The sequence below is a fragment of the Labrys sp. (in: a-proteobacteria) genome, from assembly GCF_047605565.1.
Taxonomy (GTDB): domain Bacteria; phylum Pseudomonadota; class Alphaproteobacteria; order Rhizobiales; family Labraceae; genus Labrys; species Labrys neptuniae.
Genome location: NZ_JASGFM010000007.1, coordinates 17,668 through 40,012, shown reverse-complemented (window position 1 = coordinate 40,012; position 22,345 = coordinate 17,668). Strand labels below are relative to the sequence as shown.

At 62.4% G+C, this 22,345-nt stretch carries 27 protein-coding genes; 11 read left to right on the top strand and 16 right to left on the bottom strand.

The window, feature by feature from the left end; translation table 11 throughout:
• The first annotated feature begins 101 nt into the window (after nucleotides 1–101).
• Entirely contained in the window at nucleotides 102–959 is an 858-nt protein-coding gene (locus QM672_RS09250; protein ID WP_415082114.1) for an alpha/beta fold hydrolase, read from the top strand.
• Here the strand turns inward: QM672_RS09250 and QM672_RS09245 are convergent.
• The 5 genes from QM672_RS09245 to QM672_RS09225 all read right to left on the bottom strand — a co-directional run bounded on the left by QM672_RS09245 (nucleotide 941) and on the right by QM672_RS09225 (nucleotide 3,664).
• Entirely contained in the window at nucleotides 941–1,906 is a 966-nt protein-coding gene (locus tag QM672_RS09245; RefSeq protein WP_415082112.1) for a DUF6328 family protein, read from the bottom strand. The two genes, QM672_RS09250 and QM672_RS09245, sit on opposite strands and share 19 nt — an antisense overlap.
• A 28-nt stretch (nucleotides 1,907–1,934) precedes the next feature.
• Nucleotides 1,935–2,213: a hypothetical protein gene (locus QM672_RS09240; RefSeq protein WP_415082110.1), complete on the bottom strand. Its 279-nt coding sequence runs from the start codon at nucleotides 2,211–2,213 to the stop codon at nucleotides 1,935–1,937.
• A 240-nt stretch (nucleotides 2,214–2,453) separates the two neighbouring features.
• The gene (locus QM672_RS09235) at nucleotides 2,454–3,125 is read right to left on the bottom strand and encodes a UdgX family uracil-DNA binding protein (RefSeq protein WP_415082108.1); all 672 of its coding nucleotides are present in this window, start codon (nucleotides 3,123–3,125) and stop codon (nucleotides 2,454–2,456) included.
• Complete coding sequence (locus QM672_RS09230) at nucleotides 3,122–3,319, bottom strand: hypothetical protein (RefSeq protein WP_311939506.1); 198 nt, start codon at nucleotides 3,317–3,319, stop codon at nucleotides 3,122–3,124. Before QM672_RS09230 ends, QM672_RS09235 begins: the two co-directional genes overlap by 4 nt.
• A gap of 30 nt (nucleotides 3,320–3,349) precedes the next feature.
• Nucleotides 3,350–3,664 carry a plasmid stabilization protein gene (locus QM672_RS09225; protein ID WP_311939503.1) on the bottom strand — a complete coding sequence of 105 codons (315 nt, stop codon included), beginning with the start codon at nucleotides 3,662–3,664 and terminating at the stop codon, nucleotides 3,350–3,352.
• Between the two features lie 169 nt (nucleotides 3,665–3,833).
• On the opposite strand from QM672_RS09225, the gene QM672_RS09220 reads away from it, so the two are divergent.
• Entirely contained in the window at nucleotides 3,834–4,397 is a 564-nt protein-coding gene (locus tag QM672_RS09220; protein ID WP_311939500.1) for a type 1 glutamine amidotransferase domain-containing protein, read from the top strand.
• Here QM672_RS09220 and QM672_RS09215 read toward each other — a convergent pair whose 3' ends face one another.
• Together QM672_RS09215 and QM672_RS09210 are read right to left on the bottom strand one after the other, a co-directional pair.
• Nucleotides 4,398–5,399, bottom strand: a complete 1,002-nt coding sequence (locus tag QM672_RS09215; protein ID WP_367625855.1) for a DNA topoisomerase IB — start codon at nucleotides 5,397–5,399, stop codon at nucleotides 4,398–4,400.
• 409 nt (nucleotides 5,400–5,808) lie between these two features.
• Nucleotides 5,809–5,964 (bottom strand): DUF3309 family protein, encoded by a 156-nt coding sequence (locus QM672_RS09210; protein WP_367625856.1) that lies wholly within the window; start codon nucleotides 5,962–5,964, stop codon nucleotides 5,809–5,811.
• Nucleotides 5,965–6,206: 242 nt separating this feature from the next.
• Here QM672_RS09210 and QM672_RS09205 point away from each other — a divergent pair, with 242 nt between their 5' ends.
• Both QM672_RS09205 and QM672_RS09200 read left to right on the top strand, forming a co-directional pair.
• On the top strand, nucleotides 6,207–6,482 hold the full coding sequence (locus tag QM672_RS09205) for a hypothetical protein (RefSeq protein ID WP_415082104.1): 276 nt from the start codon (nucleotides 6,207–6,209) through the stop codon (nucleotides 6,480–6,482).
• A 62-nt stretch (nucleotides 6,483–6,544) separates the two neighbouring features.
• On the top strand, nucleotides 6,545–6,751 hold the full coding sequence (locus QM672_RS09200) for a CsbD family protein (protein WP_311939491.1): 207 nt from the start codon (nucleotides 6,545–6,547) through the stop codon (nucleotides 6,749–6,751).
• An 88-nt stretch (nucleotides 6,752–6,839) separates the two neighbouring features.
• Here the strand turns inward: QM672_RS09200 and QM672_RS09195 are convergent, their stop codons facing one another.
• Nucleotides 6,840–7,046: a hypothetical protein gene (locus QM672_RS09195; RefSeq protein WP_394315034.1), complete on the bottom strand. Its 207-nt coding sequence runs from the start codon at nucleotides 7,044–7,046 to the stop codon at nucleotides 6,840–6,842.
• A 40-nt stretch (nucleotides 7,047–7,086) separates the two neighbouring features.
• Complete coding sequence (locus QM672_RS09190) at nucleotides 7,087–7,983, bottom strand: DUF72 domain-containing protein (protein ID WP_415082102.1); 897 nt, start codon at nucleotides 7,981–7,983, stop codon at nucleotides 7,087–7,089.
• A gap of 199 nt (nucleotides 7,984–8,182) precedes the next feature.
• Between QM672_RS09190 and QM672_RS09185 the strand changes: the two genes are divergently transcribed.
• Nucleotides 8,183–8,686 carry a sigma-70 family RNA polymerase sigma factor gene (locus QM672_RS09185; RefSeq protein WP_311939484.1) on the top strand — a complete coding sequence of 168 codons (504 nt, stop codon included), beginning with the start codon at nucleotides 8,183–8,185 and terminating at the stop codon, nucleotides 8,684–8,686.
• Between the two features lie 82 nt (nucleotides 8,687–8,768).
• Here the strand turns inward: QM672_RS09185 and QM672_RS09180 are convergent, their stop codons facing one another.
• Nucleotides 8,769–9,014 (bottom strand): DUF982 domain-containing protein, encoded by a 246-nt coding sequence (locus tag QM672_RS09180; RefSeq protein ID WP_367625860.1) that lies wholly within the window; start codon nucleotides 9,012–9,014, stop codon nucleotides 8,769–8,771.
• A 118-nt stretch (nucleotides 9,015–9,132) separates the two neighbouring features.
• On the opposite strand from QM672_RS09180, the gene QM672_RS09175 reads away from it, so the two are divergent.
• From QM672_RS09175 to ligD, 3 genes are all read left to right on the top strand, one after another.
• The gene (locus QM672_RS09175; protein ID WP_415082099.1) at nucleotides 9,133–9,324 is read left to right on the top strand and encodes a hypothetical protein; all 192 of its coding nucleotides are present in this window, start codon (nucleotides 9,133–9,135) and stop codon (nucleotides 9,322–9,324) included.
• 157 nt (nucleotides 9,325–9,481) lie between these two features.
• Entirely contained in the window at nucleotides 9,482–10,363 is an 882-nt protein-coding gene (locus QM672_RS09170) for a Ku protein (RefSeq protein WP_415082097.1), read from the top strand.
• Between the two features lies 1 nt (nucleotide 10,364).
• Complete coding sequence (ligD, locus tag QM672_RS09165; RefSeq protein WP_415082095.1) at nucleotides 10,365–12,902, top strand: DNA ligase D; 2,538 nt, start codon at nucleotides 10,365–10,367, stop codon at nucleotides 12,900–12,902.
• Nucleotides 12,903–12,928: 26 nt separating this feature from the next.
• Here ligD and QM672_RS09160 read toward each other — a convergent pair whose 3' ends face one another.
• Nucleotides 12,929–13,720, bottom strand: a complete 792-nt coding sequence (locus tag QM672_RS09160; RefSeq protein WP_415082093.1) for a Ku protein — start codon at nucleotides 13,718–13,720, stop codon at nucleotides 12,929–12,931.
• Nucleotides 13,721–13,801: 81 nt separating this feature from the next.
• Nucleotides 13,802–14,161 carry an avidin/streptavidin family protein gene (locus tag QM672_RS09155; protein WP_311939468.1) on the bottom strand — a complete coding sequence of 120 codons (360 nt, stop codon included), beginning with the start codon at nucleotides 14,159–14,161 and terminating at the stop codon, nucleotides 13,802–13,804.
• 142 nt (nucleotides 14,162–14,303) lie between these two features.
• Between QM672_RS09155 and QM672_RS09150 the strand changes: the two genes are divergently transcribed.
• The 3 genes from QM672_RS09150 to QM672_RS09140 all read left to right on the top strand — a co-directional run bounded on the left by QM672_RS09150 (nucleotide 14,304) and on the right by QM672_RS09140 (nucleotide 18,519).
• Nucleotides 14,304–14,672, top strand: coding sequence for a DUF2171 domain-containing protein (locus QM672_RS09150; RefSeq protein WP_415082091.1), 369 nt, complete (start codon nucleotides 14,304–14,306; stop codon nucleotides 14,670–14,672).
• Nucleotides 14,673–14,939: 267 nt separating this feature from the next.
• Nucleotides 14,940–15,602, top strand: coding sequence for a hypothetical protein (locus QM672_RS09145; protein WP_415082089.1), 663 nt, complete (start codon nucleotides 14,940–14,942; stop codon nucleotides 15,600–15,602).
• A 631-nt stretch (nucleotides 15,603–16,233) separates the two neighbouring features.
• Complete coding sequence (locus tag QM672_RS09140) at nucleotides 16,234–18,519, top strand: hypothetical protein (protein ID WP_415082087.1); 2,286 nt, start codon at nucleotides 16,234–16,236, stop codon at nucleotides 18,517–18,519.
• 124 nt (nucleotides 18,520–18,643) lie between these two features.
• Here the strand turns inward: QM672_RS09140 and QM672_RS09135 are convergent, their stop codons facing one another.
• From QM672_RS09135 to QM672_RS09120, 4 genes are all read right to left on the bottom strand, one after another.
• On the bottom strand, nucleotides 18,644–19,372 hold the full coding sequence (locus QM672_RS09135) for an SDR family oxidoreductase (RefSeq protein WP_415082282.1): 729 nt from the start codon (nucleotides 19,370–19,372) through the stop codon (nucleotides 18,644–18,646).
• A gap of 75 nt (nucleotides 19,373–19,447) precedes the next feature.
• A complete protein-coding gene (locus QM672_RS09130; RefSeq protein WP_415082085.1) occupies nucleotides 19,448–20,536 on the bottom strand; it encodes an ABC transporter ATP-binding protein in 1,089 nt (362 codons plus the stop codon).
• A 3-nt stretch (nucleotides 20,537–20,539) separates the two neighbouring features.
• Nucleotides 20,540–21,376 carry a carbohydrate ABC transporter permease gene (locus tag QM672_RS09125; RefSeq protein ID WP_415082083.1) on the bottom strand — a complete coding sequence of 279 codons (837 nt, stop codon included), beginning with the start codon at nucleotides 21,374–21,376 and terminating at the stop codon, nucleotides 20,540–20,542.
• Nucleotides 21,373–22,293, bottom strand: coding sequence for a carbohydrate ABC transporter permease (locus tag QM672_RS09120; protein WP_415082081.1), 921 nt, complete (start codon nucleotides 22,291–22,293; stop codon nucleotides 21,373–21,375). Before QM672_RS09120 ends, QM672_RS09125 begins: the two co-directional genes overlap by 4 nt.
• Nucleotides 22,294–22,345: the final 52 nt, after the last annotated feature.

The following is a 22,345-nucleotide window of genomic DNA, read 5'->3' as shown; positions in this document are numbered from 1 at the left end:
GACCTGTGCCCGACCCACCCGGGCGGGTGCCACCACGTCCCCGATTTCCCGCGTGGGGGATTGCTCGGTACGAGAGCCTCACCAACGAGGACATTGGCGCGATGGAAGAGCGGATCATCGATGGCGACGGCGTGAGGATCCGGACGCAGGCTTTCGGCAATCTCGACGATCCCCCGATCCTCCTGATCGCGGGTGCATTCGCCTCGATGGTCTGGTGGCCGGAAGACTTCGTGGAATTGCTTTCCTCTGGCGGGCGCTATGTCATCCGCTACGACAGCCGGGATACCGGTGCGTCCACGGCCTACGCGCCCGGAACGGCCAAGTATACGTCTGGAGATATGGCCAAGGACGCCATGGCCGTGCTCAGCGGTTACAACCTCCAGGCAGGTCATCTGGTCGGCATGTCGATGGGAGGCGTCATCGCGCAATTGGCGGCCCTCATCCGGCCGCATCGGGTCAAGACGTTGACCGTCGTCAGCTCCACGCCGCTCGGCGTCGAGTGGTTGCCGCCGCCTCGCGAGGACTACAGGCAGCACATGGCCATGCTCCACCATCTCGATTGGAACGACAAAAACCAGGTGGCTGATTTTCTGGTCCGCGATGCCGAAGCGGTTGCCGGCAGGCGCCACCCGCACGATGCCGATGCGGCCCGGCAGCTGATCGACAGGGATCTGGCCCTCTCGCCGTCCTTTTCCAGCCTGCGGAATCATTTGGCGGTGGCGGCGCCATCGCCTGTTCAAGCCAAGGCCGCCGATATCCAGGTTCCCACCTTGATCCTGCATGGCACGGCCGACCCGGTATTTCCGATCGCGCATGCCGACGCCATGGCGGCGGCCGTGAAGGGTGCCCGCCTGGTCGCCATCGAGGGCGGTGGCCACGAACTGCATCCCAATGACTGGCCGCAGATCGCACGGGAAATCCTGCTCCACACCTGCGTCATTCACATCGGAAGGTTGTGAGAGCCAGGTCCAACCCGCGGGCCTTGGTCGCGTGCCTGGATACCCTCTGGTTGCGCCTTGTCCAGCTGCCTGTGGCGATGCCAGAGAGGCAGGACATACCACAGCCCCAGCAGCAGCGTGGCCGAGAGGCCGGCAAGCAGGTTGGCGAGCCCGCCGCTCAGGGTGATCTTCTGCACGACGACATGGATGTCCGCGCAGAGGCCGAGAGCGAGAAGGACGGTCGCGGCCAGGACGAGCCGGCTCGCCATCGCATGAAACCCTTCGGTGTCCTGCCCCTGGTAGCCCAGCCGGTGGTAGGCCGCCGGTGCCATCAGCAGGACGGTGGAGAGCGCCACCAGGCCAAGCGCCAAGCCGTGCACGAGCTTGGCGGATGGCGGGAGATGCTCAAAGCCGTCGGTCAGGATGATGGCCAGCTGAAAACCCAGCAGCGCCTGCGCACCGGGCAGGACCACGCGCGCCTCCGTGAGGACGTGCTCCACCTTGGTACCGATAGGGGTCTCCTTGGCGATCGGCATGGCTTGTTCTCGCTGTTGCCGGTGGTGAAGGAGCGGCAGGCCGTACCAGAAGCCCAATGCAAGGGTGGTTCCAGCCGCCGCCGCCACCACGCCGGTCGTGAAGCCGGCGACGCGGTTTCCGGCGATGTAGAGGTCCAGCCCCAGCGCCACCGCGAAGGGCAGCAGGGTCGCAGCCATAGCCCATTTGACTGTCCCTTCAACACTCGGAGCTGCATGTCCCCGGTGGACGATGCGGTGGTGGGCACTGGGACAGATGAGCAGGCCCACAACCAGCACCATGATGCAAAGCACGACGATCTCGATGGCCTTTTCACCGGGGGTGAGATGCTCGAAGGCGTTCTGGAAAGGAGCCTGCAATTGAAAGCCGAGCAGGATCTGAGCCCCGAGCATCAGAGTGCGGGATTCGTCGAGAGCAGCCTTGACCTTGCCCATCTGTTCCTCGTAGCCCCGGCGAGCAGGCTCAGCCGGTGGCGATCGCCAGAGTGAGAAGGCAAAAGGCCAGCACGGCGGCTCCGGGTTTCCAATCCAGGCCGGGGACCGCAGCCCCGATCACGGCGGCCAGGATCGACAGCCCCAGTTCGAGGCAGGCCAGAACCCACAAATGGGCCACTCCCCCCACGGCAAGCGCGACAAGATGGGAGAGCAGCAGGAAGATAACGATCAGTGTCAGGCGTATGAAGCCGTCATAAGCCTGGCGATGCTCGGCGAAGTCGAGGGATTTTCTCTCCGGTTGTATCATTTGAACCTCCGTCATCGATGACTGAAGCCGGGGCGATGCCCTCACTTGCGGCGGATCGCGATCCCGGACGCAAGGCCTGGCTGGACGCAAGGCTCCATCGGGTGAGGGCAGGGTCCCGCAGCCGACGACGTCGGCTGCCAGCCGCATTCCTAAGCCGGCTACGGCAGGCTTGTTCCCCTTCACAAGGCGAGATTGTCTTGAGGCAAGGCAGGTCTGGCCGGTCCGGCTTCGCGTCGATAGCTATTTCCCGAGGACCGTGTGGATCTTGCGCAGATCCTCGATGAAGGCGGCGCGCGCGCGTTCGGCGGCACCCGAGTCCGGGATACGCAGCAGATAGCTGGGATGAACGGTTACGAGAACCTGGAGCCCGTCCGGGCCGGGCAGAACCTGGCCGCGCTGCTTCATCACGCCGACGGCGCGCCCGAGCAGGGCCTGGACGGCCGTTGCTCCCAGGGCCACCACCAATCGGGGCTTGAGGATTTTCAGTTCCCTGTCGAGCCACCATTTGCAGGCCTGCACCTCGCCGGCATTAGGCCTTTCGTGGATCCGGCGCTTGCCGCGGCGTTCGAATTTGAAATGCTTGACCGCGTTGGTGACATAGCATTCGTCGCGGTCCAATTCCGCTTCCTGGAGACATCGATCCAGCAATCGGCCGGCCGGCCCGACAAAGGGGCGCCCCTGCAGATCCTCCTGATCGCCCGGCTGCTCACCGACCAGAACCAGGCGGGCGTGCTCGCTGCCTTCTCCCGTCACGACCTGGGTGGCGTGCTCGTAAAGATCACAGCGCCGGCAGCCGCCCGCCAGTCGCCGGATATCGGCGAGCGTGGCGATCTCCTCGCGGTCCGAAGCCGAGGTTTCCGCCTCGGTCGGAGGATGGGTGTCGGCACCCGTTCGAGCTAGCCGGGCCGTCATCGCTCCGGGCCGTCCGATCGGCGCGGAGGAGGTCCTTTGTCCGGTGGGCGCTTGATGCCGCCGCCGCGCTTGCTGTGGGCTTGCCTTTCCTCCGGATCGGTCGGCGGTTTCACCTTGTCGAACCGATATTCTTCCCGCTCGGTGGTGTAGGGCTGGTCGCGCTCCCTGTCCGTCCGTTTTGGCTGCCGGGCCATGATATCCTCCCTCATGCTGCAGACATCGCCTCAGGCATTGTGGGCTTCGTGGCGTTTGCGCGTGGCGGCTGCCTTCTTGGCCGAAGCGGAGCGCGCGGCTGCCGGGCGCGAGGCGGAAGCCTCACCACCGAGCTTGCCGCCCTTGTGGGATGCCGGATGGCTCGTGGATTTGCCACGTCCGGAACCGCCGCTTTTCTTGCCGCCCCCATCGTCCTTGTTGACGGTGGCCCAGGCGCGCCTTTCGGCCTCTTTCTCGGATACGCCACGTGCCTCATAGCCTTCGGCGATATGATCGGCCTTGCGTTCCTGCTTGTCGGTGTATTTCGACTTGTCTCCACGGGGCATGACGGGCCTCCTTTGTGCTGGCCTTCCTAACCGGCACGGCCGCCCGGGGTTCCCGGGGCTCCTCGGCGTGACGGCCGCCATGGCTTGTCGTCGATGCGAGGGAAGGAGGAACCGGTACCGGCATCGAGGGTTCGAAGAGCATGGACAAGCCCGCCGACAGGAGGTTTCCATGCCCGATATCAGGCACGCCAGGATACTCATGATCGCCACGCATGGCTTCGAACAATCGGAACTGATCGAACCGCGCAATCAGCTGCGCAGCATCGGGGCCGAGGTCGACCTTGCTACGCCCGACGGCCTGCCCATCCGTGGGTGGAACAGGACCGACTGGGGGGAAACGATCGAAGCGGATCTCAAGATAGGAGAGGCCCGGCCGGATGACTATGATGCTCTCGTCCTGCCCGGCGGCGTGATGAACCCGGACAAGCTCAGGACGGATGATGCGACCATCGAGACCGTCCGCAATTTCATCGACACCGGCAAGGTCGTCGGCGCCATTTGCCATGCCCCCTGGCTTCTGGTCCAGGCCGATGCCATTCGAGGGCGCGACGTAACGTCCTACCAATCCATCCGAACGGATGTCGAAAATGCCGGCGGCCAATGGATCGATCGGGCCGTCGTCGCCGACAACGGCATCGTCACAAGTCGGGGACCGCAGGACATTCCGGCCTTCGTAGCGAAGATCGTCGAGGAAATCCGAGAAGGCCCGCACAAGCGGGCGCGGGGGATCTGATCAGACCGTCTGCTCCTTCGCTGCCAGAAGACCCAGCGCCGCCTCGGCGCGGCGGCGATGGCTGCTCGAGCGGGCCTTCATGAAGGCTGTGTGCAGCCGGCCCGTCTTGAAGGAGTCGATGATCAGCGCCGGCACATAGCTCTTGCGGACAACGGCCGGCGTGTTGACGAGGTGATACGAAACCTGCCGCATGACGGCAGCAATCTGGCGTTTCCGGCCGGCCATGCTGCGGGCCGGAGTCAGGGCGGCCAGTTCCTGGACGGCCCATTTGCTGGCACCCAGCAGGCGCAGATCCTTAGCCGTGACGTCGATGCCGGAAATGCTGCGCAGATAGGCATTGATGTCGTCAGCCTCGATCGCATGGCGGGCGCCCTCCGCATCCACGAACTGGAACAGCCTGGGACCGGACAGGGTGCGCAAGCGGGCGAGAGCACGGGCGAGGGCGGCATCCTCAGCCCTGCGACGGATGGGCTTGCCGCCCTTGCCGCGGAAACGCAGTTCCACCCGGCTTGCCGTGATGGTGACGTGCCGCTTGAGCAGGGTGGCGGCGCCATGGCTGCCATTGTCCCGCGCATAGGCTGCGCCGCCGACCCGGATATGCGTGCTGTCGATCAGGGCGACGGCACAGGCGATCGCCTTGTTCCGGTCCAGCTTCGGGGAGGCAAGGTCACGGCGGATGGCGGCCCGGATCCTGGGAAGCGTCCGCACGAGCTTCATCATGTTCAGGGTTTTGCGGTTTTCTCGCCTGCGTTCCCATTCGGGATGATAGCGATATTGCAGCCGGCCGGCTTCGTCCCGGCCGATCGCCTGGATATGAGCCCGTTCGTCCGATGCAATGCGCACCTGCGCATAGGCCGGCGGAATGGCCAGGGCGCGAAACCGTGCCAGGGCTGCTTTGTCGGTGATGCGATGACCCGCCGCGTCGACATATGAAAATCCGCGCCCGCAACGGCGCCGGCGCAGATCGAGTTGGTCGGGCGAGACGATCTTCAATCTTGGCATGGGTTCCTCCCCGCAGCAGGGCAACGGCTGAAAAACAAACGGGTTCCGAAGGTTGGGAACGGATCAAACCATCTGCCGCGCCGGGAACCCCTGCGGGCATCGAAGGTTCGGAGAGGAACGTCGCGCCATGGCGCGGCTCAGATCGTAAGGCCCGGAGGAGCGATTCCATGAGGTCCAAACAGGACGGAACCGGCATGGCCCCCTATGCAGCCGAATCCCGGCGTGAAATCCGCACCCTTGGCCCCGGTGGACGGGGAAATGCCGAGGGGTTGGCGGATTCCATCCGGCGTGGCGTCACGCCGGCGCGGGCGGCCGAGGCTGCCGACAGATCGGCTTCCAGACCGGGGGATGCAGAAGAAGGCGGCATGAGACGTAAGCGGGCGCCGCCCTCTTCCCGCCCTCGATAGCTTCATAATCGGCCGAGCAGGACGAGCAGAAGCACAATGACGACGACAAGACCGAGGCCGCCGCTGGGCCAATATCCCCAGCCGGCGGAATAAGGCCAGGTTGGCAGCGCGCCAAGCAAAGCAAGTATAAGTATAACGAGGAGAATTGTGTATAGCATGGAAATCTCCTTTCTATTGGCGTCATATAACTCGTGTGCACCGAAATCGGTTCCATGAATTTGTTGGTTACTGATATGTTTCTGAATTTTTGATCGAAAATATTGGGGAATCTCGGCCGCTTCTGGTGAGGGTTGGCGAATGCCGGCAACTGACAGCTGGCAAGGCTTGCCCTAGGTCGATCTTGCCCTAGGTCGATATCGGCTCAGCCCAGCCAGTGATTTTCCTATTTGAGGAGGATGTCATGTCCGGTCTTCGTCTTCTGGCGTCGCTTGCAGCTGCGTTCACCATCGCCAAGTTGCTGGACGAAAATCGCCGCTTGCGGGCGGAACTGGAGGCCCGCATTGCTCGGGAACTGGCCCTGGATGAGAAGGCCAGGCGCGGATTGGGTGGGGAGCGCCATGCCGGAACCGAGGCGATGCGCTATCCTCCCCGGCATTGGGATGAGGTTGATGAGGCGGCGGATGAATCCTTTCCCGCCAGCGACCCTCCAGCCTTCAATGCCCGCAGCACGACATAGCCGGGCGACAGAACATTTCGGCTCCTGGAGAGTTTGGGGCCGTCTCGAAACAGGAGGACGACATGGACTGGAACCGCGTGGAAGGAAACTGGAAGCAGCTCAAGGGGCAGGTGAAGGAGCAGTGGGGCAAGCTTACCGACGATGATCTGGATGTCATCGCAGGTCGGCGCGAGCAGCTCGAAGGCAAGCTCCAGGAGCGTTATGGGCTTACCAAGGACAGGGTTCGCTCAGAGATCGACTCCTGGTACGCCAGTCAGAAGTGGCAGTAAAACCACCGCCCCGGCTCACCTTCATGTGAGCCGGGGCGTTCCATGTCCCGGGGCGGGGGGAAGGCCGGCGCCATGCGTAGAGAACGCATCAATCCACGACAAAGATGAAGCGCGTCCGCCCCCGCCGATCCCGACACCACCAATAGCCGCGAAGCGCATCGTAGCCATGCTCGCCTTCGAAAGCCTCGATTTCCCTGCTGGCACGTCCGCGGGCTTCCTGAAGCGTTGCATAGCTTTTTTCATGCACGATCCGTTCGTTCGAGCCGGGGCCCAGTTGTACGATATGAAACGTCATGACCTGTTCCTTTCGGGTGGACACGGCCTGGCTGGAGGCCTCAAGCCGCGGAAGTGAGGCGCCTGACCGGCTGCCCCAGCCGCTCCATCAAGCCCTGGGCGTCATGGGGTGCCTGCAACTTGTCGGTATTGTCGAAGAAGACGAAGACATCGCGCCGTCTTGATATGTCCCTGGCCGGCCCGATGAACCGGCTTTCGACTGGCTTCCTGCCCTGGGCCCATGCCTTGGCCCGCTTTGCCCAGAGATCGATCGCCTTGGCGCCGTAGGCACTGCGATAGAGTTGCTTCGATCCGTGCAGCCGGCAATAGGTGAAGTCCGACGTAGCGTCCATGACGAGCGGCCAATCGACACTGTCGGCGCAGACCAGTGCCACGTCGGCCTCGCGCAACAGGGTGATGAAATCGCCGACGAGGAAGCTTTCATGCCTGATTTCGAGAGCGTGCCGCATCGGCTGTTCGCCGGCGGTCTTCAGCCAGGGTTCGGTGCGAAGTTTGTCGTCATGCTGCCTGGCGATACGCAAGGCAGAGGTGGTGTTCCGGGGTAGCCGTCTCAGGAAGTCAGCGAGCAGATCCGCATCGAACCGGAAATTGGGCGGCAATTGCCACAGGATCGGCCCCAGCTTGTGCCCCAGCCGCAAGACCCCGGACGCGAAGAAGTTGGCGAGCGGCGCCGAACTATCGCGCAGTCGCTTGACATGGGTGATGAAGCGGGGACCCTTGACGGCGAAGGTGAAATCCTCGGGGGTCTGGTCGAACCATTGCCCGAAGGTTGCCGGGCTCTGCAGACGATAGAAGGTACTGTTGACCTCGATCGTCCGGAACATGGTGCTGGCGTAGGCAAGTTCGTCCCTGTGCGGCAGTCCTTCCGGATAGAAGTCGCCGCGCCAGGGCGGGTAGGCCCAGCCCGATATGCCGATGCGAATATCTGCGTGACGCATGCAGCCTCCATTGACGGACACAGCTGGTGTCGACCAAACCTGCATCGGCCCATGCTGTTCCAGACTGCCGACGAAGAGGGGAGATTCATCACGAAGTTCGACCCGGCGACGGAACAACCACCGTTATCTTCGCGTTGATCCAGGACATCCCATCATTTCAGCCGTCAAACGAAGGGGATTTCCTTTGCAGGATAATCACGTGACCGAGAATGCTGAGCGGGCCGACATCGTAAAGCTGATCCCAGCCTTGCGGGCCTTTGCGCGCACCTTCTGTCAGGAACCCGCCGATGCCGACGATCTGGTCCAGGAAACACTTCTCAAGGCTCTTGCCAATATCGACCAGTTCGAACCAGGTACCCGTTTGAAGTCCTGGCTCTTCACGATCATGCGCAACAGCTATTGCACGAAGGCCAAGAAGCGGAGCCGCGAAGTGCTGCGTGGTGACGACACGTTGTTCGACAGTGCGGCGGTGCCGGGCGAACAGGAATGGAATGTCAGGATCGGCGAGGTCGGCCGGGCGTTCCAGAGCCTGCCCGACAAATACAAGGAGATCATCGCCCTGATCGTGGTTCTGGGGGAATCCTACGAAAGCGCGGCCGGGATCTGCGGCTGTGCCGTAGGCACGGTCAAGAGCAGGCTCAACCGGGCGAGGGCCCGCCTGAGCTGTGAAATGGGCGAGGATGACTACAGGCAGGCGAGCTAGCGGCGCCTGCCACGATATTGCTTGCCGAGCGGGGGCGCTGTTCCTGACGAGAGGCGAGGAGGCCGCGAAATGAGGCCTCCCCTCAAGGCACGACGTCGATTTCGGCTTCCTTGCAAGCCTCGAGGAAGGCGGCCCTTGCATCGTCGGGGCCTCCGATGCCTGCCAGAACATCCAGGCAGGTACGCTGTGCTTCGATGAACTTCGGCCCGATATCGGCAGGCCAGTCGTTCTGCAGATAGTAGGAGGCCTCTTCAGTCGACGTCAGGATTCTGACCGCTCCTCCCTCGGTTCCAAACTGAACCGGGCGGCTCCAGGGCTGGGTGTCCATATCATATCTCCTGCTCAACAACCCGAGCGGGATCGGATGGTTCCGGCATGGCCGGAACAGGAACGTATCGCCAGGAAAGAAGTTGGGAGCGCAGGGAGATCGAAAGAAGGAGGCTGACATGACCCCCACGGTCGAAAAGGACAATGTCCAGCCGGCACCGCCCTATGGGCGGGAAACGCAGAACATCACGACCGATACCGTCCGGCAGGGGCCTGCGGGATGGCGGGTTCTCTACGTCCTGATCCTGGGAATGGGCGGTGCGGCACTGGCCTGTTTCGTTGCCTACATGATCTGGACATATGTCCGATAGGCAGGTCCCTTGGCTTGTCGCAGGGGTTGCCTTTGGCGGTGATGCCGACATCGATGGCCTGCCGGAACAATAGCGCCGACGCCCGGTTTGAGAAACGGTCGCGGGCACCGGCTCAGAGCTTCTCGCGACGTTCAGCGTCGAGCCCGGAGGCGGATCCATGGCACCACGAGCGAATTGGAAGGGGTTCTTGAAAATCGCCGAGGTCACGTGTCCGGTTGCGCTCTATACGGCCGCATCGGCTTCCGATCGCATCGTGTTCCACACGCTCAACCGTGCAACCGGCCATCGCGTCCATCGCGTCTTCATCGATGGCGAGACCGGCAAGACCGTGCCCCGGGAGGAACAGGTCAAGGGCTATGAGACCGCGCCTGGGGACTATGTCGTGCTGGAGCCCGAGGAAGTCGCCTCGGCCGTGCCGGAAAGCGACAAGACGCTCGCGGTCGAGGCCTTCATCCGATGCCGGGAGATCGATGATGTCTATTTCGACAATCCCTATTATCTCGCCCCTGCCAATAGCGAGGCTGCAGAAGTCTATGCCGTGATCCGCGACGGCATGAGGGACAGCCAGGTCGCGGCGCTGGCCCGAACCGTGTTGTTTCGGCGGGTTCGGACGGTGTTGATCCGGGCGCAGGGACCAGGCCTGACCGCGACCACGCTCAATTTCGACTATGAGGTGCGTGCGGCCGAAGAGGTCTTCGACGAGGTGCCGGACCTCGCCATCAAAGGCGAGATGCTGGATCTGGCCGAGCATATCATTCGAACCAAGTCGGGCCGGTTCGATCCATCGAAATTCGAGGATCGCTATGAAGAGGCTCTCGCCGACCTGGTCAAGGCCAAGATCGAGGGAAAACCGGTTCCGATCCGCAGGGAGCCCGTGCGCGAAAAGGTGGTCGATCTGATGGCCGTGTTGCGGGAGAGCGCCGGGCTGGTAGGGGGCAAAACGGCGCAGCGCTCCTCGCCGCCGGCCAAGGTCCGCAAGACCGCAGCGCGCAAGACGCGTGCGGGCAAGATCCGTACCGCCCGGCGCAAGGCGAGCTGACATGAGTGCGCTCGAACCCTATCACCACAAACGCGATTTCAAGGTGACGCCCGAGCCGAAGGGGCGCGCCGGACGCAGGCGCGGCAACAGCTTCGTGATCCAGAAGCACGATGCCAGGCGGCTGCATTATGATTTTCGGCTCGAAATGGACGGCGTGCTCAAGAGCTGGGCGGTGACCCGAGGTCCCAGCCTTGACCCCGGCGAAAAGCGCCTTGCCGTGCATGTCGAGGACCATCCGCTCGACTATGGAGATTTCGAGGGAACCATTCCCAAGGGGGAATATGGCGGCGGCACGGTGATCGTCTGGGATCGCGGGACCTGGCAGCCGATCGGGGATGCGCATCGGGGCTATGACAAGGGGCATCTCGAATTCGAGCTGAAGGGCGAGAAACTTGCCGGCCGCTGGCATCTGATCCGCATGCGCGGCAGGCCGCGCGAAAAGCGCGAGAACTGGCTGTTGATCAAGGGCGATGACGAGGCCGCTCGCCCGCCGGACGCTCCCGACATCCTCGAGGAGCGGCCGGAATCGGTAAAGACGGGCCGCCAGGTTGCAGAGGTCGCTGGCGAAGAGCCGGGCTGGTCGTCGAGGACCGGCAGGATCGCGCCCAAACGCAGGCGAGCTCAGCCATTGGAGGAGCGACAGGAGCCTGGCGCCGTCTCCGATCCAGCTTCGATCAAGGGTGCCAGGAAGGCGCCGATGCCGGATTTCGTCGAGCCGACGCTCGCGACGCTGGTCGCCAAGGCGCCGGCAGGTTCCGATTGGATCCACGAGATCAAATTCGATGGCTACCGCCTCCAGGCGCGCATCGAGGCAAAGCGAGTGAAGCTGCTGACCCGCAGCGGGCTCGATTGGACCGAAAGGTTCGGCGAGCCGGTACGGGCGGCGTTGCAGGCCTTGCCGGCAAGCTCGGCACTCCTCGACGGCGAGCTGGTGGTCGAGGCGGGCACGGGCGCTTCGGATTTTTCCACCCTTCAGGCGGATCTGAGCGAAGGCCGTTCCGACCGCTTTGTCTATTACGGCTTCGATCTCCTCTATCTCGACGGCTATGATCTCAGGGCCCTGCCGCTCATCCGGCGCAAGGCGCTCCTGCAGCAATTGCTGGCTCAGTCCGCAAAGGAACTCCGCTTTTCCGATCATTTCGAGGAAAGCGGTGCCATGGTCCTGCGCCATGCCTGCCGGCTGAGCCTCGAAGGCGTCGTCTCCAAGCTTCGCTCCGCCCCCTACCAGTCTGGGCGAGGCCGGAGCTGGGTGAAGTCCAAATGCTCGGCGCGCCAGGAATTCGTGGTCGGCGGCTACGTGCCGTCCACCACGTCCCGAACGGCCATCGGATCGCTCGTCCTTGGCGTCTATCAGGACGACGAGCTGGAGCCGGTCGGCCGCGTCGGCACCGGTTTCACCCGTTCGGTTGCCGAAGACCTGTTCCGGCGGCTGGAGGGCATGCGTATCAAGCAAAGCCCGTTCGGCCGGCCGCTCACGGCCGAGGAAGGCCGGCAGGTACGCTTCACGCGTCCGGACTTGGTGGCCGAGGTGGAATTCCGGGCCTGGACGGCTGATCGTCATCTGCGCCATGCTGCCTTTCGCGGTCTTCGTGAGGACAAGCCGGCGAGGGAGGTCGTCAGGGAGACCAGAAAAAAGGCAGGAACCATGGCTGCAGCACCGCGCCGTACCGTGAAGCTCACCCATCCGGACCGGCTCTATTGGCCCCAGCAAGGCGTGACGAAGGAAGGACTTGCCGATTATTACGCCGAGGTGTGGCGCGTCATGGCGCCCTTCATCGTCGGCCGGCCGCTTGCCTTGCTGCGCTGCCCCGATGGCATCGAAGGGCCGCGCTTCTTCCAGAAGCATGCCTGGAAGGGGGTGAACGAACATATCCTTCAAGTGAGCGATCCCAAGGACCGGAATGGCGAGCCCCTGATCGCAATCGAAGATCTCGATGGCCTGGTCGGCCTGGTCCAGGCGGCCGTCCTGGAGATCCACCCCTGGGGATCGACGCTCGCCGACTGGGAGCGACCCGACATGATCACCATGGATCTCGATCCGGGTGATGATGTCGCCTGGAGCGAGGTGATCGCGGCGGCCGAACAGGTGAAGGAACGCCTGAAACAAGCCGGGCTTGCCGCCTTTGTGAAGACATCAGGCGGCAAGGGGCTGCATGTGGTCGCTCCCCTGAAGCCGAAAGCCGGCTGGCCGAAGGTCAAGGCCTTTGCCAAGGTCCTTGCCGACGCCATGGCCGCCGACAGTCCGGATCGTTTCGTCTCGACCATCACCAAGGCCAAACGCCATGGCAAGATCCTGATCGATTATCTGCGCAACCAGCGTGGCGCCACGGCGGTTGCGCCCTATTCGACGCGGGCGCGGCCCGGTGCCGCCGTCTCCATGCCGATTGCCTGGGAGGAACTGGCGCCGGCGATAGGCCCTGCCTATTTCACGGTGACGAACACGCCGACGCGGCTATCGGCACTTGCTGCCGACCCCTGGGCGCGTTTCCGCGAGGCGGCCGTGCCACTCGAGGCCCGCGCGGCGCGCAAGGCTGCCTGAGCAGGCGAGCGCCGTACCTGCTGGAATCAGCGCCGCGCCTCGCGCGCCAGGCTCTTGCGCAGGGCATCCATGATACTGACGACCTTGCCGGGCTGCTCGCTCTTGCGCGGGGCCGCCGACCGACGCCGTCCTTTCTTCTTGGCGGCGATAATCTCGAGAAGGCGCTCCTGCACCGGGTCGCGAACCATGTCCCGGTTCCAGTGTTTGGTACGCCCGTCGATCAGTTTTTGCATGAGCTGCATCGTGGGGCGATCAGGGCTGAGATCGCCGAGATCACCGAAATAGGCGCGGGGGTCACGGACCTCATCGCCGAAACGCAGTGTCCATACGACGATGCCCTTGCCACGGGGCTCCAGCATCACCGCGCGTTCGCGCCGATACATCACCAGGCGGGCGATGCCGACCATCTTCGTGGTGACCATGGCGTCGCGAATGACCGCGAAAGCCTCTTCGCCGACGGGATCGTCGGGCGTGAGATAATGCGGCTTGTCGAGCCAGATCCATTCGATGTCGTCATGCGGGGTGAACAGATCGATGTCGATGGTGCGGGTGCTCTCCAGGGCGACGGCTTCGATCTCGTCCTCCTCAAGCATGACATAATCGTCCTCGCCGCGCTGATAGCCCTTGATCTCGTCCTCCTCGTCGACGCGCTTGCCGGTGACCGCATCGACATATTGGCTGACGATGCGATTGCCGGTTGCCCGGTTGAGCGTATGGAAACGGACCTTCTCGCTTTCCGAGGTCGCCGGTGTCAGCGCCACGGGGCAGGTGACCAGCGAGAGCTTCAGGTAACCTTTCCAGAACGGACGAGAAGCCATGGGGTTTTCTCCTGGAGGCGGGCACTTTCATGCCAGGGCGCCTTTTTTTGCACTCTGTCGCGACCGGTCTTCACCTCGGGTTCATCCGGCCTCCCGAACGAAGGTGTCGGCATTCGTCGTCACCGCATGCGGCCAGGGGCGCTCGGTGATGCGGGCGTCCGGATCGAGCCGGCCGGCGGAGATGACGTGCCAGACCGTGTGGAGGCGGTCGTCCCGCAACAATCCGCTATAGGAACACAAAAGGTCCCCGCCAGCGGTCGACGCCGTAAAGGCAAAGCTGATGCACTGTCCCAGATGAATGCCGCAGACCGCGATTTCGGTGCCGTAGAAACCGCTATCGAGGAGTGCCGTCTTGAAAGTACCGATGATCCGGCCTTCTGCATCTTCGGTCACGGTGAGGATCGAGCCATACTGATTTTTCCATTTGCCTATCCAGCCCATGCCATCCTCCATATTGGCCCTTCCGCCGCTGCCGGCGCAGTCCCGCGGGGAGGGGGGAGTCGTGGCGGCGGGATGGCGTGCGTTCGGGACGCATGCGAAAAACCTCTTCTGAAGGAGAACGAGCCTGGACAAGGATTGTTTCATGCTGCGGCCCGGCAGCCGGCGGAAGCCAGTTGGTCTGGGTTTCGACGGGCCAGCCGATGTCGCCTCTGCGCGATGCTCGAGGAACTTCGCATCTGCCTGGTGGTTAGGTGCTCGTTTTCAACGCGAGCGGCACCCCATGATGGATATCCGAGAAAATATGGAAGTCGTCGATGCCAATGACCAACATGTCGGTATCGTCGAAAAAGTGGAAGGCGCCCGGATCAAGTTGAGCAGCCATGACATGCTGGATCCCCGGAAGCCCTTTCTCGACATGTCTCAAGTCTCCACCGTCGAGGGCAACAAGGTGAAGTTGCGGCAGAAAGTATCGGCTGTTTCGACGCGAGCTTTCCTGTCTTCCGAAGGATAGGCGCTCCGAGGACCGATGACATCGAGTGAAGCCCTTTTGCTTTCAGCGAGCCATGGGAAGTCGCTAGGACTTCCCATGGCATTTCAGTGCCCCTGCCGGGGCATGATGATGCGGTTTCTCCTCGTCGCGGCGGAGATGTTCTCAATTCTTCGTCTGCGACGTATGATTCGGGGGTGAATCAGGTGCGGTGCTTGGACTTGAAACCGCCCTGGCGGGAACATAGGAGCCGGCTGATGCCGAGCATGCGAATGTCACAGGGCGCTTGACATGGGCATGACGCCTCGCCCGCGAACCACTGGCTTGCGGCAATTCCTCGAGCTTGAGCAGCAGCGCGAATGGATAAAGGGCAAGATCGATTTACCGGACATAGCCGATCGCTCGGAGTCCCTGGAGCATCGATTCAAATATGCCGCTCGATTTGCAAAGCTGCTTTGCCGTCCCCAGGCAAAGGAAGTGTTGGAGATTCTCAGGCTATACGGTCCAAATTGTATTCCGATCCTGCGCAAGACCGAGCGTTACTACTGGTCGGTTTCCTGTCTGCCGTCGACCTCGGACAAACCGCTGATACGCGTCAATGCGAGCTGGATGGAGCTTTTTACACTCTATGCCCAGGGCGAGGATGTCCGCGCCAGGTTCATCGTGCATCTTTCGGATTTCACCAAAGATCGTTCCGCCACGCCGAGCCAGGTCGACGAGCCCTTTCTCGAGCAAAGCGTCGCGGCGCCGGAGGACGTCAGTTATTTCTTCCCGCGCGGTGCGGACATGTTCGGCATCAATGTGCGCGGCTCCGTCTCGGTACGCCAGTTCCTCGCGAACGGCCGCGTCTTGCGTGCCATTCGGACCTTCAACCTGACGCATATGAACCGAGGTCGGAACGCCTACCAGGCGAGCCATTGCTACAGCGTGGCGGACTACATGCTGGCAGATTGAGAGGCTGTCAAAGGCGTGCCGGCCTGGCGAACGCCGCAACGCCGCATTTCGAGAAGTCGAGGTGACAACGAAAGCATGTTTACGCTTGACCATCTTGCCTGAACCGTGATGGCCGGTTTGCACCCTCATGTCGGTCGGGACGGTCGGAATAGCCATCATCCTGACAGCAGACATATCAGAACATGGGTCGATGAGCGGGAAGTGTCTGCAGACCTGGCTCCGCTTCTTGGATGTGTCGGACATCGGTATCGAGCTTGCCGTCCCTGTCCTTGCTTATGGGATCTTGGCTTATGGGATCTTGCGGAAAAATCTGGGGTACGATCCCAGTTTTCGCGTCATTTCACCGATTGAATAACTTATTATCTTTAGTAATTTGCACCGATAAATCTGAATTTCGATGCAATCATACCCCTTTGGGTAATAGTCATCTGAAGATTTATTGGGGATGTTGTTGTTCATCCACCGCGACGCAGCGTGTGGAATTTGTCAGCGGCCGGCACAACCATGCCCGGTCCTGACCTTCCAATAATCAGTCGACAGCCGCCGGGGGTATTGAGGTGACTCCGTTGGACGGTGCGGTGCGGCAAATTTTCGCCCACTCAACCTCCCTCCCGGCCATAAGGAGCAAGAAATGGGCTACGTTCCTGTGACAGTCGGCGACCAGGTCGAGGTCTCCGGCGGCAATATTCCGGTCGGGACCACCCTGACCGCAGGTCAATGGGTCATCAGCACAGCCAATACCTATCTGCTGACCATGCAGACGGACGGCAATCTCGTGCTGTACCAGGTGATCGGCACACCTCCCGAGAGTGGCGGGAGCTTTACCGGCTTCGCGCTGTGGTGGACCGGCACCGATGCCAATGGCGGCAAGACCTTTTCCGTCCAGACGGACGGCAACCTGGTCGTCTATGACGGCAACGGGTCCCCCGTCTGGTCTTCCGGCACGGTCGGCCAGCCGGCGGCCAATTTGACCGTGCAGAATGACGGCAACCTGGTGCTCTACTCCGCCCAGCTCGCGGTGCTATGGGCAACCTATACGAATGACAGCCAAGTCTGGCCCAAGTCGAACTGGAGCTACATCCAGTACAGCCTGTCCGAGCAAGGGCAGGCGCCCCTGGTCCTCACCGCAGGCAGCGGCGGCCTGACGCTCACCCCGCCGCAGACGGCAGCGCCTTCGCAGATGTGGCAGCTCACCCCGGACGGCCGCTTGCTCAGCGGCCTGCTGGGAGGCCAGGTGCTGACCTTGCAGACAGCCAGCGACGGCACGGCCAGCCTGGCCCTCGCCACCCAGACCATGCCCCCGGCGGGTGCGCAGATCTGGGTCCTCAGCAGCGCACTGGAGGCCGTGGCCATCACCGCCTTGGATGCGGCTCTGGCCCTCGGTGTTGCCAGCGACGGCATCTCCGTGCAACCGCAATCGCTCACCGGTGCGCAGGCGCAGCAATGGTTCGTGATGCCGGCCAATCCACTGCAGGCGATCATCGCGCTGCCCCCGGCAAACCCGTCCTTTCCGGTTTTCACGACGGAGCAGCAACAAGTCTATGCCGAGATCAACCAGCGGCTGAACCTCGCGCCTTCGACCTTGCGCGAGCAGTACACCAATTTGAATGCTGCCATCGGCAGCTATCAAACCAGCGTACTCGGGATGAAATTCGACTCCTTCCAGCCTGACGTCTGGAAGCCCGTCGTCGAGCAGCTCAATCGTGAGATGACCGCCGTCATTGTCGTGCACAACCTGTTCAACAATTATAGCACCTTCCACAACGCCCTCTTCGCGGACCAGAGCGACCTGCTGTCCGAACTCATTGCCCTGGCCGGTTTCGAGACCGGGGACGATCAGACCACGGGGGTCTGGGGCGTCATCATCAACATCCTCTCCTCGATCGTGTACACCGTACTTTCGGCGGACCCGGCGACCGCGGTGGCGGCCAATATCATCCAAAGCGCGGTGAATGTTGCCGTGGCCGCGAGCGATGTCAGTACGCAAAGCATTACCGCAAGTCCGTTCCAGGTCACTGCCGCCCAACTTGCGGGCCAGCTCAGCGATTCCCTTGAGGCCCTTCTGACGACCGTCGGGGATATGGCAACGACGATCCTCACCGATTGGACCAAGCTCCAGGCGGCAGCCAAATTGGGCATATCGTTTGCCCCCAATGGGCTGGCGTGGCCGCCTCTCACCACCGCGGAACTCGTCAAGCAGGCCAAGCCGAGCTACGTCGCCTCGGTGATGCAGATGCTGTTGCAGGCCAAATTCCGCATCTATCAATACTCAACCAGCAATGGGAGCGGATCGGGCTTTGCCGGCCAATATGGCGATGCTCCGAGCTACGGCAAATACGCATCGTCCCAGCCCGATGGAAGCAGTGTTTGCTATTGGATTGCCGACGCGAACGACTATGGCACCTATCCGTCCAGCCAGGCCATGGATGTCATCTGGGGCGCAGGTGTTCCGCAAAATGACTTCTTCGCCGGCAATAATGGCTGGGGGCTGTCTAAGGCCGTCTATGAACCGACTGGCGCCCCGCCCTTCGACATCCTGGCGGTCGCGATCACCAATCTCACGCCCAACATGCTGACGATCGCGGCGGACTGCACGGAAGGCTCGCTGCTCTCGCCGGCCAACACCGTACTGGCGCCTTACAGTACCGTGTTGCTGCTGGGACAGTGCCTCAGCAATATCAAGGGGCAGGCGATCACCTTCACGCTCTATGACCCGTCCGCCGGCCCGACCGCAGGCGATCTGATCGCCCAGTTTTCGACGCATCAGCATCCTGGCGGGATCGTTGTCGGCGATGTCTGGGCCGATGGCCAGATCGAGGCTGGCAACTACACCCTGACCTCGCCGGTCTGCTACACGGGTTCCATCGGCCAGGGTTATTCCGGTTCCGTGCAGATTGCGGTGGCCCGGACCTGCTGACGGCACCATCCGGCAAAGCCGGTGGTGGAATTCGATGAGTGCGGGGGCAGTGTCACGTTGGCAAGACTTTGACGTGGCAACAGCGTGGCTGGCCCTCGCGCTCATTTGTACGATCTCTTCCAGCCTATCTGCAGGTGTAGCCGCCATCGATGGGTAGCGAGACGCCGGTGATCATCGATGCCGCATCGCTCAGCAGGAACACGATGGGGGCAGCAATCTCGTCCTCCGTCGCCCAGCGGCCCAGCGGCATGTTCTTCAGGAAGGGTTCGGCAACTTGGGGTTGGCTCCAATGTCCTGAAGATATCGGCGTCATGACCACGGTTGGGTTCACGCTGTTGACGCGAATATTGTATTTGCCCAGCTCAAGCGCCGAGACGCGCGTGATGTTGTCGAGCGCGGCTTTGGACGAGCCATAGGAGATGTGACCGTCCAGGGCCACAAGGGCGGCCTGGCTGGAAACGTTGACGATCGCGCCGCCCTTGCCAAGCCGGACCATCGACTGGGTGGCATATTTGGTGACGATCAGAGCTCCGCGGGCGTTGATGCTGATCACCTTGTCAAAAATCGCGATATCGCTGTCCATCGGGGTGGCGATTTCTCCGCCAAAGCCGCCGCAATTGACGACGCCCCACAGGTCGAGCCCTTCCAGTGCGTTGCGGATCTCCTCTTCGGATGCCAGGTCGAACGCCAGCGTGCTGCAGCCTGTTTCCTTCGCGATGGCATCCAGCGCACTGTGCGAACGTCCGCTCGCGATGACCTTGGCGTTGGCCTTGACGAGATGGCGCACGGTGGCGCCTCCGATGCCGCCACTGCCGCCCGTGACCAGGATGGTGCGCCCGTTGAAGTCGGTCATTTGTCGTCTCCTTTGCAAGTCCTTGTGGTGTCCGAGGCATCTGCGCGGCGTCGCCGGCGGCACGAAGCCGGTTCGTCAGTTCGTCTGTGAAACGCGCAGGCCTTCCGCGTTGAACAAATGGCAGGCTTGCCGAGGGAAGGACAAAGCAACCTGATCCCCCGCCCGGGCACGGCGGCCCGCGCTGTCGCGGATCACCAGGGCTTCGTCGTTGCAGCGCAGATGAATGAAGGTGTCGCTGCCCAACATCTCGACCATGTGGGCCTGGCCGACGTAATCGGCTGGCCTCCCGTCGAGGGAATAGGTCACATGCTCCGGCCTGATACCCAAGGTTACCTGGTCTCCAGGCTTCAAGCCCGTGGCCGGGGAGACGCGCACATGGGCCCCGATTTCCAACCCAATGGATAGGTGTCCGTCGTCGAGGGTTTCGACCCTGCCTTTCAGCAGGTTCATGGCAGGTGAGCCGATGAAACCGGCGACGAAGAGATTGGCTGGCTTCTCATAGAGTTCCAGCGGCGGGCCCACCTGTTCGATACGGCCGGCATTCATCACCACGATGCGGTCGGCCAAAGTCATGGCCTCGACCTGGTCATGGGTGACGTAGATCATGGTGGATGCGAGTTCTGCCTTGAGCCGGGCGATCTCGAGCCGCATGCCGACACGCAACGCCGCATCGAGGTTCGACAGGGGCTCGTCCAGGAGGAAGAGCTTGGGCTTGCGCGTAATCGCCCGCCCTATCGCCACGCGCTGGCGCTGGCCGCCCGAGAGCTCCCGTGGCCGGCGGCGAAGATAGGTGGACAGGCGCAATTTGTCGGCCACCGTCGCGACCCGCTCCGAGATCTCGCTGCGCGGCGTGCGGGCGATTTCCAACCCGAAGCCGATGTTCCGGCTGACATCCATGTGCGGGTAGAGTGCGTAGGACTGGAAGACCATCGCCACGCCGCGCTCCGTCGGCTCGGCCGCACTCATATCGGTACCGTCGATGAGGATCCGGCCCGAGGAGATCGGCTCGAGCCCGGCAATGATCCGCAACAGGGTTGACTTCCCGCAGCCCGAGGGCCCGACGAGCACGCAGAACTCCCCATCGGGTATGGTCAGTGAAAGCTCCGGTATGACCGAGTAGTTTCCGAACCGCTTGGTGATGTTGTCGATCGATAGCGTGGCCATGCCTCAGCCTTTCACCGCGCCGGCCAGCAGACCTCGGACAAAGGCTCTCTGCACCAGCACGTAGAGGAAGATCAGGGGGAGCGCGATCAGGGTGAGGATCGCGAACAAGGCGCCCGGGTTGGCCATGTAGAGGCCGGAATACTGCATCGGAACGATGGTGAGCGTTTTCATCTCGGCCTTGGTCAGGACGATCAGGGCCAGGAAGAATTCGTTCCAGGTCACGATGAATTGCCAGATGGTCACGAAGACCAGGGCCGGGCGTACCAGCGGCAGCGCCACGTGCCAATAGGTCTGCCAGGGGGTGCATCCGTCGACGCGCGCCGCTTCGAACAGCTCCTGCGGCGAGTCCTCCATGAAGGCCTTGAGGATCACCATGGCGAAGGGCACGCCAAGCGCGGCATAGGGCATGATCAGGCCGATATAGGTGTTGATCCAGCCGAAATTCTTCAGAAGGATTGCAAGGGGCAGAACCAGCGAGGCGAGGGGTACCATCAGCGTGGTCAAAAGGGCCGTATAGATGAAAAGCGTCCCTCTCAGGCGCAGTACCGCGCAGGCGAACGCAAAAAGCGAAGCGATCGCCACCACGATCGCCACGGTCGCAACCGTGACGATGAGGCTGTTCAGGAAGATCCTGCTGAGAGGATTGTCCCGGATCACCGTCACGAAATTGTCGAAGGTGACGGGCCAGGTGACGAGAGAGGGGTCGAAGGCCTGGGCAGGGGTCCGCAGTCCGATCGAGAGCATGTAGATCTGTGGAACCATCCAGAGCGCCAGTACGATGAACAGTACGAGGTGGATGACAAACGAGCGGACCTGGTTGCGCGTGAGGTTGTTCATCATCCCTCCTTCTGCGCAGGCGTGAGGCGGGCGCCGAGGAGGACGATCTGGATCAGCGAAAGCACCAGAGCGAGCAGCAGGACGATAACCGAGAGCGCCGCTCCGCCTCCGCTGTCGTTGAGGACGAAGCTCTGCTTGAAGATATAGGTGCCGAAGACTTCGCTGGCGTGGTTGGGCCCGCCGCCGGTCATCAGATGGACGATCGGGAAGGTTTGCAGCGTACCGATGATGCCGAGCAACAACAGCGACTTGGTCGCCGGCGCGAGCATCGGTATCACGACATTCACGGCCAGGCGCCAGCCGCTGGCGCCGTCGATACGGGCCGCATCGAGGATTTCGCTCGGCATGTTCGCAATGCCGGCGATGTACATCAGCATCGAAAACCCGGTCCACTGCCAGATATTCACGATGATGAGGGCATAGATCGCTGTCTTGGCATCGCCGATGGGCGAGGTCGACATCACGATCCCGACATGCTTCAGATATTCCTGGGCGATGCCATAGTAAGGCGCATAGATCTGGACCCAGACGAGGCTGACGACGGAAACCGACGTCACCACGGGCAGGAAGAACATCGTACGGAAAAAGCCGCGCAATCGATTTGTATGGCGTTCGATGAAATAGGCGAGCAGGCCGCCGATCAGCATCTGCACCGGGATGGTGATCACGGCCCAGAGCGTCATGTTGCGGACGACCACCCAGAATGTCGGGTCGCGCAGGACGCCGATGTAGTTTGCCGACAGGCTCAGCGAAGGCACGCCAGCCGCATCCTTGGTATAGAAACTCTGGCCCAGAACCCAGAGGATCGGATAGGCGATGAAGACGACGAACAACGCCACTGCCGGGATCACGAAGCCGTAGCGACCCAGAGCCCTCCTCGAGGAGGAAGATTTCGTCGTCGCGATCGCATGTCCAGCCATCCCGGTTCCTACTGCCATATCTTCTTCTCCGGGAAGGACCGGGTGCACCGCA